Annotated in this window: 16 protein-coding genes; 9 read left to right on the top strand and 7 right to left on the bottom strand. The window is 56.7% G+C overall.

Features of this window, described 5'->3' with window-relative positions; genetic code table 11:
- Positions 1 to 2: 2 nt before the first annotated feature.
- Together rsgA and aroA are read right to left on the bottom strand one after the other, a co-directional pair.
- Positions 3 to 992: a ribosome small subunit-dependent GTPase A gene (rsgA, locus tag CCASEI_RS10680; RefSeq protein ID WP_025387973.1), complete on the bottom strand. Its 990-nt coding sequence runs from the start codon at positions 990 to 992 to the stop codon at positions 3 to 5.
- Positions 985 to 2,259 carry a 3-phosphoshikimate 1-carboxyvinyltransferase gene (gene aroA / locus CCASEI_RS10675; protein WP_025387972.1) on the bottom strand — a complete coding sequence of 425 codons (1,275 nt, stop codon included), beginning with the start codon at positions 2,257 to 2,259 and terminating at the stop codon, positions 985 to 987. Before aroA ends, rsgA begins: the two co-directional genes overlap by 8 nt.
- Before the next feature lie 9 nt (positions 2,260 to 2,268).
- Between aroA and CCASEI_RS10670 the strand changes: the two genes are divergently transcribed.
- Entirely contained in the window at positions 2,269 to 2,919 is a 651-nt protein-coding gene (locus CCASEI_RS10670) for an SOS response-associated peptidase (protein WP_025387971.1), read from the top strand.
- Here CCASEI_RS10670 and ybaK read toward each other — a convergent pair.
- Positions 2,888 to 3,367 carry a Cys-tRNA(Pro) deacylase gene (gene ybaK, locus CCASEI_RS10665; RefSeq protein ID WP_025387970.1) on the bottom strand — a complete coding sequence of 160 codons (480 nt, stop codon included), beginning with the start codon at positions 3,365 to 3,367 and terminating at the stop codon, positions 2,888 to 2,890. The genes CCASEI_RS10670 and ybaK overlap by 32 nt on opposite strands.
- A gap of 18 nt (positions 3,368 to 3,385) precedes the next feature.
- Between ybaK and CCASEI_RS10660 the strand changes: the two genes are divergently transcribed.
- Both CCASEI_RS10660 and CCASEI_RS10655 read left to right on the top strand, forming a co-directional pair.
- On the top strand, positions 3,386 to 3,988 hold the full coding sequence (locus tag CCASEI_RS10660) for a sigma-70 family RNA polymerase sigma factor (protein ID WP_006822001.1): 603 nt from the start codon (positions 3,386 to 3,388) through the stop codon (positions 3,986 to 3,988).
- A gap of 596 nt (positions 3,989 to 4,584) precedes the next feature.
- Positions 4,585 to 5,769, top strand: coding sequence for an IS1249 family transposase (locus CCASEI_RS10655; RefSeq protein ID WP_025387088.1), 1,185 nt, complete (start codon positions 4,585 to 4,587; stop codon positions 5,767 to 5,769).
- 141 nt (positions 5,770 to 5,910) lie between these two features.
- On the opposite strand, the gene CCASEI_RS15725 is transcribed toward CCASEI_RS10655, so the two are convergent.
- Positions 5,911 to 5,985: a 50S ribosomal protein bL37 gene (locus CCASEI_RS15725; protein WP_095066802.1), complete on the bottom strand. Its 75-nt coding sequence runs from the start codon at positions 5,983 to 5,985 to the stop codon at positions 5,911 to 5,913.
- Between the two features lie 86 nt (positions 5,986 to 6,071).
- Positions 6,072 to 6,332 carry a WhiB family transcriptional regulator gene (locus CCASEI_RS10650; protein ID WP_006822003.1) on the bottom strand — a complete coding sequence of 87 codons (261 nt, stop codon included), beginning with the start codon at positions 6,330 to 6,332 and terminating at the stop codon, positions 6,072 to 6,074.
- 463 nt (positions 6,333 to 6,795) lie between these two features.
- Here CCASEI_RS10650 and CCASEI_RS10645 point away from each other — a divergent pair, with 463 nt between their 5' ends.
- Positions 6,796 to 7,248, top strand: coding sequence for a hypothetical protein (locus CCASEI_RS10645; protein ID WP_035094455.1), 453 nt, complete (start codon positions 6,796 to 6,798; stop codon positions 7,246 to 7,248).
- Here CCASEI_RS10645 and CCASEI_RS10640 read toward each other — a convergent pair.
- Both CCASEI_RS10640 and CCASEI_RS10635 read right to left on the bottom strand, forming a co-directional pair.
- The gene (locus CCASEI_RS10640) at positions 7,238 to 8,476 is read right to left on the bottom strand and encodes an Rv3212 family protein (protein WP_025387969.1); all 1,239 of its coding nucleotides are present in this window, start codon (positions 8,474 to 8,476) and stop codon (positions 7,238 to 7,240) included. The genes CCASEI_RS10645 and CCASEI_RS10640 overlap by 11 nt on opposite strands.
- On the bottom strand, positions 8,473 to 9,705 hold the full coding sequence (locus CCASEI_RS10635) for a DEAD/DEAH box helicase (protein ID WP_006822006.1): 1,233 nt from the start codon (positions 9,703 to 9,705) through the stop codon (positions 8,473 to 8,475). The genes CCASEI_RS10640 and CCASEI_RS10635 overlap by 4 nt, the downstream gene beginning before the upstream one ends.
- 103 nt (positions 9,706 to 9,808) lie before the next feature.
- Here CCASEI_RS10635 and CCASEI_RS10630 point away from each other — a divergent pair, with 103 nt between their 5' ends.
- From CCASEI_RS10630 to CCASEI_RS10610, 5 genes are read left to right on the top strand one after another with little or no spacing between them, the layout of a single operon-like run.
- The gene (locus CCASEI_RS10630) at positions 9,809 to 10,033 is read left to right on the top strand and encodes a DUF3107 domain-containing protein (RefSeq protein ID WP_006822007.1); all 225 of its coding nucleotides are present in this window, start codon (positions 9,809 to 9,811) and stop codon (positions 10,031 to 10,033) included.
- 21 nt (positions 10,034 to 10,054) lie between these two features.
- Positions 10,055 to 11,005 carry a DUF3152 domain-containing protein gene (locus CCASEI_RS10625; RefSeq protein WP_006822008.1) on the top strand — a complete coding sequence of 317 codons (951 nt, stop codon included), beginning with the start codon at positions 10,055 to 10,057 and terminating at the stop codon, positions 11,003 to 11,005.
- 12 nt (positions 11,006 to 11,017) lie between these two features.
- Positions 11,018 to 11,794, top strand: a complete 777-nt coding sequence (locus CCASEI_RS10620) for a hypothetical protein (RefSeq protein WP_038574673.1) — start codon at positions 11,018 to 11,020, stop codon at positions 11,792 to 11,794.
- On the top strand, positions 11,791 to 14,955 hold the full coding sequence (locus CCASEI_RS10615; protein ID WP_025387967.1) for an ATP-dependent DNA helicase: 3,165 nt from the start codon (positions 11,791 to 11,793) through the stop codon (positions 14,953 to 14,955). Before CCASEI_RS10620 ends, CCASEI_RS10615 begins: the two co-directional genes overlap by 4 nt.
- Positions 14,942 to 18,175, top strand: coding sequence for an ATP-dependent helicase (locus CCASEI_RS10610; protein WP_006822011.1), 3,234 nt, complete (start codon positions 14,942 to 14,944; stop codon positions 18,173 to 18,175). Before CCASEI_RS10615 ends, CCASEI_RS10610 begins: the two co-directional genes overlap by 14 nt.
- Positions 18,176 to 18,179 lie beyond the last annotated feature (4 nt).

The following is an 18,179-nucleotide window of genomic DNA, read 5'->3' as shown; positions in this document are numbered from 1 at the left end:
TTCTAGTACTCGTCGTTACTGCGCAAGGCAGTTAAGAGGGCCCTAACCGCATCGCGTCTGCGAGCGGTGGAGGTGCCCTCTTCCATTTTGTCCAAGGCACACTCTGGGTCAGCTGGGGGACCGGCGTGGGTGCAACCACGCGGACACTGCTCGACGATGGCGTCAAGGTCGGAGAAGACGTCCAAAACGGTGTCTGCATCCACGTGTGCGAGCCCGAAAGAGCGGATTCCGGGGGTGTCGATGATCCAGCCGTCATCGTCAGGCAAACGCAACGCTACAGACTGCGTGGAAGTATGCCGACCCTTGCCCACAGCAGAGACCTCACCGGTATCACGGAACGCGTCAGGCACGAGCCGATTAACGAGGGTGGATTTGCCGACGCCGGAGTGGCCAATGAACGCCGTGACGTGCCCGGAGATAAGCCCGGAGACTGCATCAAGAGTGTCATCAACGCCGGCTTCGACCACAGTGACATCCAGGTCGGCGAAGGTCGCTGCAAAGGGAGCTGCGTCGGCCAAATCTGTCTTGGTCAAACACAAGATGGGATGCACATTGCCGACGAACGCAGCGATGAGGGCACGTTCCACAAAACCCGCACGCGGTGGGGGATCTGCGACAGCGGTGACAATCAACATTTGGTCAGCGTTCGCCACCACGATGCGCTCATAAGGATCCGTGTCATCGGCTGTGCGGCGAAGAACAGATGTGCGCTCTTCTAGTTTGACGATTCGCGACAGCGTATCTTTCTTGCCCGAGGTATCACCCACCACGCCGACGCGGTCGCCGACTTCTACCGGGGTGCGGCCCATTTCGCGGGCACGCATGGCAACCACCACGGGACCATCATCAAGTGCTACGCCCCAGCGTCCGCGGTCTTTGGTGATGACCATGCCGAACTTGGCATCATCATGCGTCGGCCGGTCCTTGGTGCGCGGACGCGAGCCTTTACCAGGGCGGACTCGGACATCGGATTCGTCATAACGTCTAGCCATTAGGGTTCAGCATCTTCTCCCACATGCGGGCAAAGCCAGGCAAGGTCTTTGCAGTGGTATCAATATCGTCTACCTCAACGCCTTCAACCCGCAGGCCAATAATCGCGCCAGCGGTAGCCATCCGGTGGTCAGCGTAGGCATGCCACAGACCGCCGTGAAGTGGGGCAGGGTTGATCTGCAGACCGTCATCGAGTTCGGTCACGTCACCGCCGAGGCTGTTGATTTCGGTTGCAAGTGCCTTGAGGCGATCGGTCTCATGACCGCGCAGGTGCGCGATGCCAGTGAGCCGCGATGGCGTCTCCGCCAAGGCTGCGAGGGCCGCCACGGTGGGGGTGAGCTCACCGATCTGCGACATGTCCAGGTCGATTCCAGTGATACGTCCATCTGGATTGCCAACGGCGCGCAGGTATTCAGGAGTTTGCTCCACTGTTGCGCCCATATCGGTGAGGATTTGGCGGAAGGCATCACCCGGTTGGGTGGTGGTCGCTGGCCAGTCATTGACGGTCAGTGAGCCGCCAGTGACTGCTGCGGCAGCGAGAAATGGGGTGGCGTTAGAAAGGTCTGGTTCGATATTCCAGGTGCCGCCCTGGACGATTCCAGGATGCACCTTCCACCAGTTCTCGCCTTGTTCGACGGTGATGCCCGCCTGGCGCAGCATAGCCACGGTCATTTCGATGTGCGGCATGGAAGGCAGCGTGCCGCCCTCGTGGCGCACGGTGATGCCATTGCCGTAGCGCGGAGCGGACAGCAGCAGGCCAGAGACGAACTGGGAAGAACCAGAAGCGTCGATGGTGATTTCACCGCCGGCCGGAACACCGGTGGAGGTGACCGTCAAGGGCAGGGTGTCACTGGAGACTTCCACGCCGAGCTCGCGCAAGGCCTTCGCCATGGTTGCCATGGGGCGCACACGTGCTTGCTCATCGCCGTCGATTTCAACTGGCCCGGAGGCCAGTGCGGCGACCGGTGGGAGGAAACGCATGACTGTTCCTGCAAGGCCGCAATCAATTGAACCGCCGGACAGTTCACCTGGAGTGATACGAATATCGGTGCCTTCAGCTTCGACGCCAATACCAAGATTGCGCAATGCTGCTGCCATCAATTCGGTATCGCGGGAGGTGAGCGGGTTGCGAAGAAGTGAAGGTGAATCCGCGAGCGCAGCCAAAATAAAGGCGCGGTTCGTAATCGACTTGGAACCAGGAATCTGTTGGGTCCATTGAATTGGGCCTTGGGCCACGGGTGCAGTCCACGAATTTGTCATATCGTCCATAATAGGGGCATGTGCGGACGATTTGTTTTATTCACCTCAGAGTTACTCGGCCATGTCGGTGAGCTGCCCGGCGTCGAAGAAGTACACGCTCCCGATGGCGTCCCCAGACCGCGATATAACATCGCGCCGACCATGATGGTGCCGGTCGTGCGGGTGCAAGAATCCCTGGCCAACGTCGAACCGGGGCGCTGGGGGCTGCTTCCACACTGGAAGAAAGACTTGGATGGCCCGCCATTGTTTAACGCGCGCGGAGAAACCGTTGCTTCCAAGCCGTCATTTCGGGATGCATATAAAGGAAAGAATGGCTCCGGCCGCTGCCTGATCCCCATGAACGGTTACTACGAATGGCACGAGAAAGTACCGCACTATGTATCTCGCCCCGATGGAAAGCTCATGTGGGTCGCGGGTCTATGGTCCAGCGGGCTGGACCGGCTCTCCGCCACGATGGTGACTACTGAAGCACTAGAACCCATGGACTGGCTGCACAATCGGTTGCCGCGGTTTCTTTTAGAAGAAGAAATGCGCCCGTGGCTCGAAGGAGACATGGATGAAGACTTGCTGCAGCCCTCACCGAAAGAACTGCGTGAACTCTTTGAAATACGCCCAGTAGATAAGCCTGTAGGCAATGTCAGGAATGACTATCCAGCGTTAATCGGCTAAAGGTGGCATCGGCAAGCAATGCGAGGTCTTCAGCGGAAATCTCCAACTCAAGGCCCCTGCGACCAGCTGAAACATAAATGGTTTCATGTTCTTTCGCACTGACGTCGATGACCGTGGCCAGTTTCTTCTTTTGTCCCAACGGCGATATGCCGCCTGGCACATACCCTGAGGATCTCTGCGCCTTGGCGGTATCTGCCATCGCAGCTTTCGGCGCACCCAACGCTTTTGCCGCACGTTTCAAACTCAATTTCTCCGGCACAGGAATCACGCACACCGCAAGGGTGCCGGTAGACAGCTCAACCACCAGAGTTTTGAAAATCCGCGCGGGGTAACCACCAATGGATTCAGCGGCTGCCTCGCCAAAGTTACTGGTGCCGGAATCAAAAGAATGCACCTGATGCGGCACGCTGGATGCTGCAACTACCTGTAGTGCTGGAGTCTTGGCCATGTGACTAGAATAGTAAAAATGGCCGCCAATACTACGAGGAGGACGCCAGTGGCTGATTCTTTTGAGGAACAAGCCCTTCCATTGCTTGATCAGCTCTATGGTGGCGCCCTGCGTATGACCAGGAACCCACAAGATGCTGAAGATCTGGTTCAGGAGACGTACCTCAAAGCGTTCAATGCCTTCGATTCTTATAAGCAAGGTACGAACCTAAAAGCCTGGCTGTACCGAATCATGACCAATACCTATATCAACTCCTACCGGAAAGCGAAACGCCGCCCGACGGAGTCATCCGCGGATGAGTTGACAGACTTTCAGCTGTACACAACCTCCGGGCATGATTCGACTGGTTTGGAATCTGCCGAGGTTGCGGCGTTGAAAGCAATGCCGGATTCGACCATTTCCGAGGCCATGAATGACCTCCCGGAGGACTACCGGATGGTTGTCTACTATGCCGATGTGGCCGGTTTGGCGTACAAGGAAATCGCAGAAATTATGGATACTCCCTTGGGAACCGTGATGAGTCGGCTTCATAGGGGAAGAAAATTACTGCGAAAGGCGTTGAAGGATGTAGCTCGTGATCAAGGAATTGGATTAGGACACCCGGATATGGAGGACAACTAATGTCGCATGATGATCACTCGCGGTGTAGCTCCGAAGAAATAGAGGCGCTATGCTGCGAACTCTTAGACAATTGCACCTCTGAGCAGCGCGCGGAAGAAATCCGTGCACGTATCTCAGAATGCACATGTTGTTCCACGCGCTTGGACTGCGAAGAAGAAGTCCGCCAGATGGTAAAAGGGTGCGATGAATCCACGCACGCGCCAGAGACGCTGCGCGCGCGAATCAGTTATCAGATTCACGTGTCGCAAACCGAAGTACACTGGCAGGGCTAAGCCCACGCCGAGTGTGACATGGAAGTACCCAACGGGGGAGTGCTTCCAGTGTGGCCGGTGCAGGCGCGAAAACGCGAGTACGCGTGCGCGGTGTTTAAAAGCACGGCCCAAAAACAGCCTTGCGCGCCCTTCTAAGGCCTTGAACCCAAGCCATGGGTATTTAGGGCTAAGTAAAGAAAAGTGTGTCTGAATTAGCTTACTTCTGCCAGCTCAACAACTGTTTTTAGCCGGTTAATAGGTCTCCAAGAGCTATTAACCGGCCTTTTGCGTTCAATACCGAGATCCCGTGAAAAGTGTGCTAACCGGTTCTGGTTTGATTTTCCGGTGAGTACAAACAGACCAAGATGCCCCATCTGTACAGGGCTAATGAAGAAAAACGGATACACACAAGCCGGCACCCAACGCTGGCGATGCACACAAGGCTGCCGCGGATCCTCAGTAAGAAACAGCCAACAAGCCAGCAAAGACGCCGCAACCTTCCGACTGTTCTACACCTGGATCACCACGGGTCGTTCCCTCAACAGCCTCGCACAAGAACACAACACCACCCGCCAAACCCTGCACGCACGCATGAAATGGTGCTGGCTGATACAACCTAACGTAGAAATCGACCACAATAGGGTCTATGACCAGCTATTTATCGACGGCACCTACCTCAACAAACAGTGCCTGCTCATCGCCGCAAGCCTCGACCACGTCGTCGCATGGCTGTGGTGCGATAAAGAATCCACCACCAACTACATCAAACTCATCTCCCAACTACAGCCCCCACTGATCATCACCCTCGACGGCGGGACCGGAGCCTTATCAGCAATCAAAAAATGCTGGCCCACCAGCCACATTCAACGCTGCACCGTCCACGTTCAACGCCATATCAGACGCCAAACCACCTCCAGGCCACGCACAGAAGCAGGCAAAGCCATCTACGCACTAGCCCTGTCGCTGACCAAAGTAGAAACCCCCGACGACGCCTACCAATGGACTACAAACCTGCTGGCCACCCACGAGTTTTACAAACCCACACTCGCTAAGAAAACCTTTTATAAACGCGGTCAACACCCCAGCGGGAAAACCTGGGACTGGACACACAAACGAGACCGCACAGCCATGAATTCGCTAAACAACCTCAACAGCAAAAAATGGCTATTTACCTGGATAGAACCACCCGAAGGATTCATTGGAACACCAAAATCCACCACCAACAGCCTTGAAGGTGGCATCAACTCACCGCTCAAACTCCTCGCCAGAAACCACCGCGGAATGAGCAAAGAACACCAACGCACCGCCATCGATTGGTGGCTCGCATCAAAAACGCAGCTGCCTGCCGAGCCCGTAAAGACCGCCAGGCAGCAACGCTGGGGTAAAGACGCACTCGCCAAAGTCAACGCCTTACTCGAAGCGGAATCACCCACACCACCAGAAATCGGTGGCCCAAGCGGATACGACACCGCAATCGATACCACCTACCAGCACTCTATGGGAATACAGAAAGGATGGCTAGGTAGATAACACAATGTCCGCCGGCAACACACCGACAGACACACTTTTCTTTACTTAACCCGGTATTTATCAACCAAGACGTTAGTCTGTCCACAGAATGCCGAACACCCCGTCGCCTTGTGAAAGGTGACGGGGTGTTCGGTGCTTGTCTTATGAGTTAGGACGCTTGCCGCGGTTAGCGGACTTCTTGCGGCGATCCTTACGCTTACGACCACGCTTGCTCATCGCATACTCCTTTTATTGAAGGTAAATGAACTTCTGCTTACTTTAGCGGCAAAGAACGCCAGAACATAAATCGGGGTGGGTATCTCTTAAGCAGAGATACGGGTGCGACCGCGACCGCGGTTGCGGCGACGCTTGAGTGCGCGACGCTCTTCTTCAGAGAGCCCGCCCCATACGCCAGCATCCTGGCCGGATTCCAGAGCCCACTTCAGGCACTGAGTTGCAACAGGGCAACGGTTGCAGACAAGCTTTGCTTTTGCGATCTGGGTGAGTGCAGGGCCAGAGTTTCCTACTGGGAAGAACAGCTCTGGGTCTTCATCTCGGCATACTGCTTCGTGGCGCCAATCCATGATTTATTCTCCTAACTAGATAATGAAAGACAGCGTTTTCAAACGTTGCATAGATGCAACGCATGAGGGTGTTCGTGGGTTGTGCCAGGCTGTGGCGAGTCAGTGGGAATCAGGCTCTTGGCCCGTTCGCGTCGCTGCGCCGTGTGGTTTGCCTGGCGTTAACTTCAAGCTTTCCTGAAGTTAAGAACTGATTAAACAGCTCGTTGTTTTTGCTACTTGGAAATAATCGCATGTTTCCCTACAGTTGGCTAGAGGTAAACGTCAAATTGTGACCAAGCTAACCCCGATTGCCGCTGGTGACTTAAGAATTTTAAGCAGGTTAGGGTTGGCTAAGTTTGGCCAAACCATTGATAACCTGCACCTTTTTGTTGAGGTGCTTGAGTGTGGTCGAACTTACTACGTCAAATCGCATGTGGGGAAGGGGTGGGCGGCGGTTAACCATGGCCGAACATTCCAAAGTATGATGTCCCGCGTGAGCCAAAAGAATGAGAAACAAGTGAAATCGGGTCCAAAACCGCCACCATCAGTTATTTACGCTGCACTTCTGGCGACGCTGCAATCCATTGCGGCCATCGTATTCGGAGTCTTATTGCTGGTGCGTGACTTGTCGGGGGCAGAAAATGAATCGATGGTGACATCGACAAGCACCGCGTCCCACGTCGGTACTGGTACCGCGATCTTTATCTTCATCATCTTTGGTTTTGTGATCGCCTCATCCTGGGCGATGATTCGCGGCTGGCGGTGGGGGCGCGGCGCGATCGTGCTGGTGCAGTTCATTTTGGCCGCCAGCTCGTTTCAAATGATGACCGGCGGATCCGTGCTGTTGGGCATTGTCACCCTCATCTCAACCTTGTTGACCTTGTTCCTCATCTTTATGGTCAAGACCTCCAACGAATGGTTCGCGCTTAACTACTAGTTAAAGCCACCAATTCGCCGTCGCGCGACTCGACGATGTTGCCATCGGCGACACCCAAGTACACCTCACCATTGTACCCGCCCCGGTCCACGGGGATGGTGCGCTCGGTTTCACCCGTGGTCCAGTTGACCACGTCAATGCCCTCGCGGGTAGGAATCAGCGCGCGGTCGCCTGCTGAAACGCCGGTGCCGATAGCTTGTTCCAACACGTGGTCTACGCGCAGAGCGGTGGGAGTGAACAGGTAGAGCCTTTCGCCATCAAACCACGTCATGTGGTGCGGCAAATCGGCAGTGGCCGGCGCGAAGGGGGAAGCGGAGTCATTGATTGCCTGCGAAGGCGCAACATCCGTGCGGGAGGTCTCATTGCCGTTGTCGTCATAGGAAATGACGGCTGGCGTCTCACCCGGCACGTACACAGCGGCAGCGGATTGGCCGACTGCAACCAAACGAATTCCATCACCGGTGACGGATACATCCTGGGAGATTTCAGGCTCACGCGAATCTTCCGGGGTGGTGTTTTGGAAGCGTAAGAAATTCGTTCCCTGTGCCGACGGGCAGGTTTCAGAAACCACGAGCAATTCCGTACGCGTCAACGCAGAGTTAATAGTGCAGGACTCATTGGGCTGCAAGTCAGGTTCTTGTTTGGCCTCAACATCACCGTATTCGACGGTGCGCACTAAATCAGAGCGCCACAAATCAACCCGGTCGGAGCTGACGGTGCCAATGCGGTCATTGGAGTAAATCGCGTGGACAGTATCTGAGTTATTCGCGCTGCGGGTATCGGCATACATGCCCGTGGCGGCATCAATAGACACCACATCGCCGCAACCACGGCCATTGCGATAAGTGACAACCACGCGGTCCCAGGCAGTGCCCATGGAACAAATCTCAACATTGTCACGGGTGTAGGTCCACGCGGTGGAACCATCCGGGTTGGTGGCAGTGACCGTGTGGTCATCATTGCTCATGACCAAGCCCCGGCTGGCGATGGGACGAAACTGCCCCGCGACGGACTCATTAGGCAATCGGAATGCTTCGGTTAAGGCTTCCGGCGCTGCTTCCAGATAGCTTGCCTGATGCTCAGCACCAGGGGTGTTTTCCCGCTGCAGAGAGGCGTGCGAAATATCTGACGTTGCAACGCTGAATCCGAGTGCAACAGCGGCGATAGCCGTGATGGCACCCACCGCAAGCCAGTCAGCTTTGGTGCGGCGTAAAACTGGAACGTTCATCGGCGGCGACCACCACCACCGCCATCACCGGCAACCTTGCGTGCCGGCCCGACTGAGTCTTTGGCATCCGCTGGAATATCGAGTGCTTCGAGGAACTCCGGGGACGTGCTAAACCACTGCGGTGGCTCAGGCTGCTCAAGGCCCAGCTCGGAGTTAATACCTTGCCATTTCACAAGCTCATCGTAGCCCACCAGCGTGATTGCGGTGCCGGAGTTGCCGGCACGGCCGGTGCGGCCAATGCGGTGCACATAGGTCATCGCATCATCGGGGACTTGGTAGTTGATCACGTGGGTGACATCATCAATGTCAATGCCGCGCGCTGCAACATCGGTGGCCACCAAAATTGGCACTTTGCCGTCGCGGAAACCACTTAAGGCGCGTTCACGGGCCTGCTGGTGCAAATCGCCATGGACTGCGCCAACGGTGAAACCAAGGTCAGCTAATTCTTGCGCAACCTGCGCCGCGGTGCGCTTAGTGCGAGTAAACACAATGGTGCGCTCGCGTTCGGGAATCTGCAGGATGCGGGAGAGCACCGGCAGCTTGTCCATGCGGTGCGCCTGGAAAACAACCTGGCGGGTGGACGCGTGCGTGTGCGCCGAAGACTCAGCATCAGCGCGAATATGCACGGGCTGTTTCATAAAGGAGCGCGCCAAGCGCACAATCGCACCCGGCATGGTGGCCGAAAACAGCATGGTCTGATGCGGGCTGTCCTCGAGTGCCGCCAGAATCTTTTCAATATCGGGCAAGAAACCCAGATCCAACATTTCATCGGCTTCATCCAAGACCAACACGGAGACCTTATCCAGACGCAAATCTTTGCGCTGATAGAGATCAAGTAGTCGGCCTGGAGTACCCACAACAACGTCCACACCACTGCGCAAAGCTTGCTTCTGCGCATCGAAATCCCGCCCGCCCAAAATGGTGGTTATCCGGACCGGGATTTGAGCAGCTGCAATCGACAGATCACTAGCCACCTGCACCGCTAGTTCGCGGGTGGGGACAACGACCAGCGCGCGCGGGGTTCCGTCCAGCTCAGGGACGTCGGCAGCGTCAAAAACGCGGTCCAATAATGGGACGCCAAAGCCGTAGGTTTTGCCCATGCCGGTGCGCGCTTGGCCGATGAGATCGGTGCCGTTTAGCGCAATCGGCAACGTGAGTTCTTGGATGGCAAAAGTATGGTTGATGTCCCGGGCTGCAAGTGCATCGCAGATCTCTGCTGCAACACCCATGGCGGCGAAGGTCGGTGAAGACGTATTGTTAATTGACACACCTAGATACTAACTGTCGGGGTTATAGTGGGGCTAGTAAGTGAAAAAGTTAGGAGAATATTTCGTGGATATTAAGTTTGGTTTTGCAGATACCCCTCGTGAGCTTGTCATTCGGGTAGCTGGTGATCAGGATGAGCACCTGCAGCGCGTCAATGATGCACTGGCTAATAACACCAACGTGGAGTTGGAGGATGAAAAGGGCAAGAAGTTCATCGTTCGCACCGAGCGTGTCGTATACGTTGAACTGGGTAGTTCCAGCCAGCACCAGGTTGGTTTCGCCGGAGTATAAAATCCCGGTAATCTAAGGCACATGGATTCTTCTAGGCAGAACTCTGACCACGCGCCCGAGCGTCTAGAATCTAACCCTATTGTGCGCCATATTGTGCGCTTCGCCGAGGAATTTGGATGGTGGCGGGTTGTCGCCATCCCAATTCTGGCGGTGATCACAGTGTGGGTTTTGGTAGACATTCTGATTGCTAAACCAGTTGATGGTTCAGAGCCAGAGCTTTCCGATGTTCCAGTGACCACGTCACAACAGGCCACCACGGGAGAAGAAGACCCCGAGGCAACAGGCCCTGACCCAGCAGAAGTCAGCGCGGCGATGGCTGCGGTGACAGATAATCTTCCAGCTGGCGGCGCTTATTCTGAAGGCGGCAATGGCACATTCCGTCCGGTTGGCACCCCAGGCCAGGACGTGGGCGAGGGCAACGAAATCATCATTCGCTACTCCATTGAAGTAGAAAACGGTATCAACACCATTCCTTATGGTGGGGACACGGCGTTTGCCACGATGGTGGACGCAACACTGGCGGACCCACGCGGGTGGACTGAAGATGACCGCTTTAAGTTTGTGCACGTACCAGCAGATTCCAACCCGGATACGCGTATTCAGTTGACCTCACTGTCAACAGCGGCCGAACTCTGCGGTGCAGAGTTGGCGATGGAAACTTCCTGCCATACCCGCATTACTGGTGAATCCACGGTGTTGCTCAATGAAGCACGGTGGGTACGCGGTGCCGTTCCTTTTGAAGGCGATTTGGGCAATTACCGCCAGTATTTGATCAACCATGAGTTTGGCCATGCCATTGGTTATGCCGACCACCAAGCATGCGGCGGTGACGACCAGCTCGCACCAGTGATGATGCAGCAGACCTTGTCGCTGAACAATGCTCAGTTGCATGAGATGTCCCCGGAAGAGGTTTACCCGGATGAGGATGTCACGTGTAACCCGAACCCTTGGCCTTACCCACAAGCTAACTAGGCAGGAGAGTCCATGCCACAGATTGCTTCACCACAGCCGTCCGAACAGGTTTTAAGCGCGTTTAATGCCAGCATGACCCAGCCGGAAAAGATGTCTTCGGCCTGGGATTATGGGTGGCGCGTGGACGATGTGGTTTTCGCTCGCGCAACCGATATGGCACCGTGGTCAGCGAAGCTGCGTTTGAAGTTAGACATCCCGGGCGCACGCGTTGTGCGCCCGATGCGCTCGACGGATGGCCGTTTTGTGGTCGGCGGCTGGAAAGCGAATCGCCATGTCGCGGGCTCGTTGAGCAAGCGTGTTGATGAGACTGCGGCGTTGGCTCTTCGCTGGGATGAAGAAATGGGCACCCGGGGTGATTCGGCTCCGCAGCGTGATGATGTTTTCTCGCGCGCGGAAATGCTCGCCTGGGAAGAAACGGGTGAGGGCTATCAGGACCTGCCGAAGAACCTTGCCACGGTTATTGGCCATGCGGATTTGCTGGCCACCACCATCTACTCGGGCTCGAATGCACCGGTGATTGTGGATGTTATTCCAACTGCTGCACTGCGTCCGAAGGGCTACTCGGCGGCGCTGGTAATCATTGACGGGCTAATTGCGGGTGCATGTGATGACGGCATCTGCGACCGTTTCGCCCATGTCCCCGGTATTGACCAGCTTCTTCTGCGTGCTGTGGCATATCGCCGGCACGTGAATAACCTGCATCCGGAATCGAAATCGTACACCCGTTCACACATTGAAAGGGTGGAAGAATATCTGTTGTCCCGTGTCAATGCGACAATGGGTTCATGAGTGTTGAGCCAACCACCAACCCCCTAACGCGACTGATTCCGCGTGATGTGGACATCACGCCGCGGACCTGGGATATTCCGTTCCCAACCAAGGGATCCTATGTGGTCACCGGCAACGCGGGAACAGGGCTAACAAGCTTTCTCGCAGACACAGTCATAAACCAGATTGCTCAAGGCCAAGACCCAGACAGCATTTTGGTGGTAGCGGCCTCGAAAGAGTCCGGCTCGCGTTTGGGTGAAGACATCACCACTCGATTGGCCGCACACAACGGCCAGGACTTTGTTTCGGAATCCGCCATCGTGCGCTCGGTACACTCTTTGGCTTTTGCGCTCTTGCGCTCAGATAGCACTGAGGAAATCCGCCTGATTACAGGTGCGGAACAAGACGCGGTTATCCGTGAACTTCTCAAAGGCCACGTTGAGACAGGTGCTGGGCAGTGGCCAGCCGATATCCGCCCGGCGTTGGGCTACATTGGCTTTGCACGCCAACTGCGCGACTTCCTTTTGCGCGCGATTGAACGCCAGCAAACCCCAGATTCACTCATTGCCCTCGGCCAGCAATACTCGCAGCCGATGTGGAGCTCCGCTGGGTATTTCCTGCGTGAGTATGAGCAAGTCATGGCGTTGTCTAACCTGCATTCTTATTCTGCAGCAGAACTTGTCACCCAAGTGCTCTTGCGTGAGCACCTGACAGATAATCATCCGTGGGAGACCATCGTGGTGGATGAAGCACAGCTGCTGGATCCAACCTCGGGTGAGCTCATCCGCAGGCTCGCCGCCACGGCGAAGCTGGTGGTCATCGGCGGTGACGCTGAGCAAGCAGTGTTTGCTTTCCGTGGTGCGACAACAGATTTCTTAGAGACTTTCCCAGCGGATCATCGCATTGAACTTTCTTCCTCACGCCGCCGCCCGGAACCAGCAGGTGTGGCGATTGTGGATTCGGAGCGCACGCAGCGTGATGTGCTCGCGGACTTTGTACGCCGCCGCCACTTGGATGATGGCGTGGCCTGGAAGGACATCGCGTGTATTGTTCGCTCTTCCGGTGACTTAGGTCCGATACGCCGCACTCTGCTTGCCGCGGGAGTGCCCGTGCATATCAACCCAACGGACGTGGTGTTATCAGAACAGCGCCTGGTGGCAGCTATCTTGCTGGCTATCCAAGCGCTGGAAAACCCGCTGGCAAATAAGGAACTGGAAGAGTTGCTCACCGGCCCCATTGGAGGTGCAGACCCAGTGGGATTGCGCCGCTTGATACGTGCACTACGCCGTTGGAACCCAGAGGCGCGCGGCATGGATATGCTGCGTGAGATTCTAGAAACAGAAACCATTGAAGAATCACTGCTCGAGGTGCTCAACAACTATGAGAAGAGCACGCTAGAGCGCATCATCGGCATTCTCAGCAGCGGCCGGGAAGTACTCAACCAGGGTGGTTCACCGGAGGAAGTACTGTGGGCAATTTGGTCCAAGACGGAGCTTGCTAATCGGCTGCGCAATTCATCCTTGCGCGGTGGTGCGACTGGTTCCCAAGCAGACCGTGATCTGGATGCCATGATGAGTTTATTTGACGCTGCCGGTGACTATTCAGAGCGTCGCCCCGGTGCGGATCTGGCAGCGTTTATTGAACACATCACGGAGCAGGTGCTCCCGACCGGGGTTCGCGATAGGCGCACCGCAGTGCCTGATGCTGTTAGCATTCTGACCGCGCATGGTGCCGTGGGACGCGAATTCGACACTGTAGCGGTAGTCGGCGCGCAAGAAGGTGCATGGCCCGCGCTGGGAGAGACTGGCACCATCTTTGCCCAAGAAGAACTCATTGACCTCGTGGACTTGGGCATTGACCCGAACATCCCAGTCAACAACATTGCAGACCGCCTGCAGGAAGAACGCCGCCTGTTTCATGTGGCCACCACGCGCCATACCTCCCGCATGTTGCTGGTAGCAGTGGATAATCCCGATGGTGATGAAGTAGCAGAGCCTTCACGCTTTATTGATGAGTTTGCCAACCGTCCAGGCAGCCATCGAAATATCCCGGAACAGCTGCAGCGCTTGGCGCGGCAGGAGACATTTCGCAAGCAGCTCCTGGCCCGCGAGATGGGCCTGGAGCCACCGGCGACGGTGGAATTGCAGGAATCTGACAAAGAAATTGACCCGCTGCAGGTGTCGGTGCTGTCTGTATCCTCTTTCATCGCGCAGATGCGCACCGTGGTGGGAGATGGCGAGGCAACTGAGAGCGCACGCGCACAGGCCGCGCGCCAGCTCGTACGCCTGGCGGAGGCCGGGGTGCCAGGTGCTGACCCAGAGCAGTGGTGGGCAACTCAGACAGTGGCAGAAGAACGCCCGCTGAACAACAAGCCGCGGTTGAGCCCCTCACGCATTGAAGCACTTTTGAAGTGCCCGTTGAATGCGATGTTGAAAGACACCGCTGACAACAACAGCGACAAATACCACCTGGTGCGCGGCAACCTCGCCCACGCCTACATGGAGGCACTCGGCCGCGGTGCTGATGAAGAACTAGCGCGCCGGGAAACGGTAGAGGCTTTTGAGAAGATTCAAACTTCTCCAACCTGGAAGCGTGCGCAAGAACGCGATGAGTTTGAACAGCTTTTGGTGCGCACGAATCAGTGGATTCAAGAAACCCGTGGCAGGCTGGAATTAGTGGATGTAGAAGTCCGCGTGGATGTGGAATCCGAACCAGGTGTGCGCATTACCGGCTACATGGACCGCCTGGAGCGCGCTGTCGGAGAGGGTGGTGAAGAAGGCGGTCTGCGCGTTATTGACCTGAAGACGGGCTCTTCGAAGCCTTCGGATGAAGAGACTTCGGCGCACCCACAGCTGATGGCGTACCAGCTGGTCTTGGCCCATGGTGAGTTGCAGCAAGAAGGTGGGTTGACCAAGGTTGTCAGCTCTTCGCAGGGCGAAGAACGCGATGGAGCGACTTTGGTTTATCCGGGAACCGACACCAAGAAGATTGGTACCGCGGACCAGGCTCGCAAGGGAGACGAAGAGCTCGCCGAATTCGCGGCACTCTTGCCGCCACTGCTCGATGAGTTGGCTGGCCCGCGGGTGACGGCGCGAATTAGCCCGGAATGTGACCGCTGCCCGCTTAAACCCATTTGCCCGGTGCAGGCCGAAGGAAAGGTGACCACGGATGTCAACGCCTAATTTTTCTCCCGCTGATATTGCGGCGGCAGTAGGCAAGAAGTTTGCGCCCACCGCCGAACAGGCCAAGGTCATCGAAGGCGGCTTGGGGCCAAAGCTGGTGACAGCCGGCGCGGGTGCCGGAAAGACTGAAACCATGGCATCCCGCGTGGTGTCTTTGGTAGCCAACGGTCTAGTGCGCCCCGAGCAGGTGCTGGGTCTGACCTTTACCCGCAAGGCAGCGCAGCAGCTGGAGCAGCGCATTAGAAAGTCATTGATCCAGCTGCGGGATACGGGATTGTTTGCCCCAGGCAGTGAAGTGGCGAAGTCACTGGAATCCATCGCGCCGAAGGTATCCACCTATGACTCATTCGCCGGAGAGCTAGTGCGCGAATATGGCCTTTACCTGCCCGTGGAGCCGAGCGCACGATTGATTACGGATGCGGAGCGTTTCGCCATTGCGCATGAGATTGTGAGCAATTATGAGGGCGCGATGACCACGAAGACTTCGGTGGCAACGGTCGCGCAAACGGTGCTGAAACTCGCCGACAGCATGGGCAATGTGCTCATGGATGCTGATGATATTCGTGAGCATGCCCGGGTGATGCTCAGCGATGCAACGGAGCTGCCGAAGGCACGCAAGTCTGGCCCGGAGTTCTCACAGGAGCTGCAGAAGATCCTAGATGTGCAGCAGATTCGCGTGGAGTACTTAGAGCTGGTTGCCGCCGTTCAAGCCGAGCAGCATGCGCAGGGCGTGGTCAGCTTTGGTGAACAGATGTCTTTTGCTGCGCGCGTGGCGGATGCCAATCCGGGCATTGGTACGATTCAGCGCCAGCGCTACCGCGTGGTCATGCTGGATGAATACCAGGACACTTCGCACTCCCAGCGAGTGTTGTTGCGCAGTTTGTTTGGCGGTGCGCCACACCCGAACCTGTCAGTAACAGCCGTGGGTGACCCGATGCAGGCGATTTATGGCTGGCGCGGTGCCACCACGGAAAACCTCAACGCCTTCATTCGGGACTTCCCGTTGGATGACACGACTGCGGCGCCGCAAGACCAATTGACGGTGTCGTGGCGTAACCCTTCCCGTGTGCTGGATTTGGCGAATGTGGTGGCAGATGACATCTTTGCCGGCGCCAACCCGCGTCCGGTGGATAGGCTTAGCGCGCGCCCTGGCGCAGAGGCTGGCGATGTAAAGCTGGGCTATTTTGAGACCCTTGAACTAGAGCGCGAGTTTGTGGCTCAGCACATGCGGGCTATCTATGACCAGACACAGGAAAACAAGGAGCCACTGAGCGCTGCTGTGTTGGTACGCACCAACCGGCATGCCGCCGAAATTGGTCGACACTTGGAAGCACATGGCGTTCCCTTTGAAATTGTCGGTCTGGGCGGGCTGTTGTGGGAACCAGAAATCCAAGACTTGGTAGCAATCGCCACCATGCTGGTGCGCCCACAAGACTCCGCATCCGCGCTGCGCATTTTGGCCGGCCCGCTGTGCGGACTGGGCATGTCCGACATTGTGGCGCTGCACAAACGCGTAGAAAACATGACCGGTGCTTCGGATGAACGCGTGGTCTATACCCCAGGCGATGACCCGCTAGAGCATCTGCGCGCGCAGCTGCAGCAGCAGGTAGATAACGCCACCACCAAACGTCCCGAACAGATTCTGGGATTGGCCGATGCCGTGGCGGATATGGGCGAGGCGGAACGCTATACCGAGGAAGGCCGCGGGCGCATCGAAAAGCTTGCGTCAAAACTGCGCCACCTGCGCAGCTATTCCTTGGGCAAATCCTTGCCCGACCTGTTTGCTGATATTGAATCCATCTTCAACCTGCGCACTGAGGTCTTAGCCCGCGACCGCGCTGGTGGTGCCACCCACCTGGATAAATTTGCGGACATCGTGGCCAGCTACCAGGGCGATACCCTGGGCGGACTGCTGGATTATCTGGAACTTGCTCGTGAACATGAAGATGGCCTGGACCCCGGTGAGGTCCCAGCCGTGGATGACCGCGTGCTGGTGCTGACCGTGCACAAATCCAAAGGCTTGGAATGGGAGCATGTGTCCGTTCTGCACGCTGATTCTTCGACCTATGGTGCGAAGGCGAACTCTTTTATCACCAAGGTGGAGCAAGTGCCTTCGGAAGATGACGTGATTGAGCCGGAGCCGCAGTATGACAAAAACGGCGATGAGAAACCCATTACCCGCACCGATTATGGCAAAGCGGCAAAGGCACTGGAAAGACAGTACAAGGATGCCAATGCGGAGGAATCGGCGCGCCTGTTTTATGTCGCGATGACGCGTACGGAGAAGTCTTTGACCGTCACCGGTGGCGGTACAAATGCGCATAAGGCCGGGCATGGTTCCAAGAAGGGGCCATACGTTTACCTGGAAATGCTGGCGGAGAAATTCCCTGACTTGGTGGTGGAGTGGAATGTTCCGGAAGACCCGGCCGATGAAGCGGCCGATATCAGTGCGGATTCGGGCCAGTTTCCATTCCTGCAGCCCACCCCGGCAGCGTTGTTGGGCGCACAGTTGGTCAACGCCGCGAAGGAGAACCTGCCGGAGCACCAATCTGGTGAGGAATTCGGACTGTGGGAAAGTGATGCCACAGCACTGATTGAAGAACATCGCGCGCTGACCACCCCGGTGGTGGAAGTAACCATGCCGAGTGAGCTGACTGCCTCTGATGTGGTGAGTCTGCACACCGACCCGGAGGAATTCGCGCGCCGGCGCCGGCGTCCCGTGCCGTTTAAACCGAACTCTTATGCCAAGCGCGGTACTGCCTTCCACACCTGGTTGGAAGACCGCTTTGGCATGGAAGCCTTGTTGGAAGAAGATGAACTTCCCGGCACCGGCGAGATTCCCGTGGCTGATGTGGAGGCTCTCAAGGAGAAGTTCCTGGAATCCGAGTGGGCGAACCGGACGCCACATGCGGTGGAGGCAGGATTCCGGTTTAGCTCCGGCGGACAGATTCTTAACGGCCGCATGGACGCGGTGTTCAAGCAACCAGATGGTTCCTGGTTTGTGGTGGACTGGAAGACGGGCCGCCCGCCGAAGGGCAAGGACATGGAAAGTGCCGCGTTGCAGCTGGCCATCTACCGTGAAGCATGGCGCAGAATCGTCGCCGATGGTCAGCCCATCCGCGCGGCTTTCCACTACGTTTCGGATAATTTCAGCTTCGAACCACGCAACCTTCCTGACGGGGAAGAACTTGCGCGTCTATTGTCTACTGTGACGGACTAGAAGG

Origin of the sequence: Corynebacterium casei LMG S-19264 (assembly GCF_000550785.1) — a bacterium.
Classification (GTDB): domain Bacteria; phylum Actinomycetota; class Actinomycetes; order Mycobacteriales; family Mycobacteriaceae; genus Corynebacterium; species Corynebacterium casei.
The sequence above is the reverse complement of the archived record's forward strand: the minus strand, read 5'-3'. Positions and strand labels throughout refer to the sequence as shown.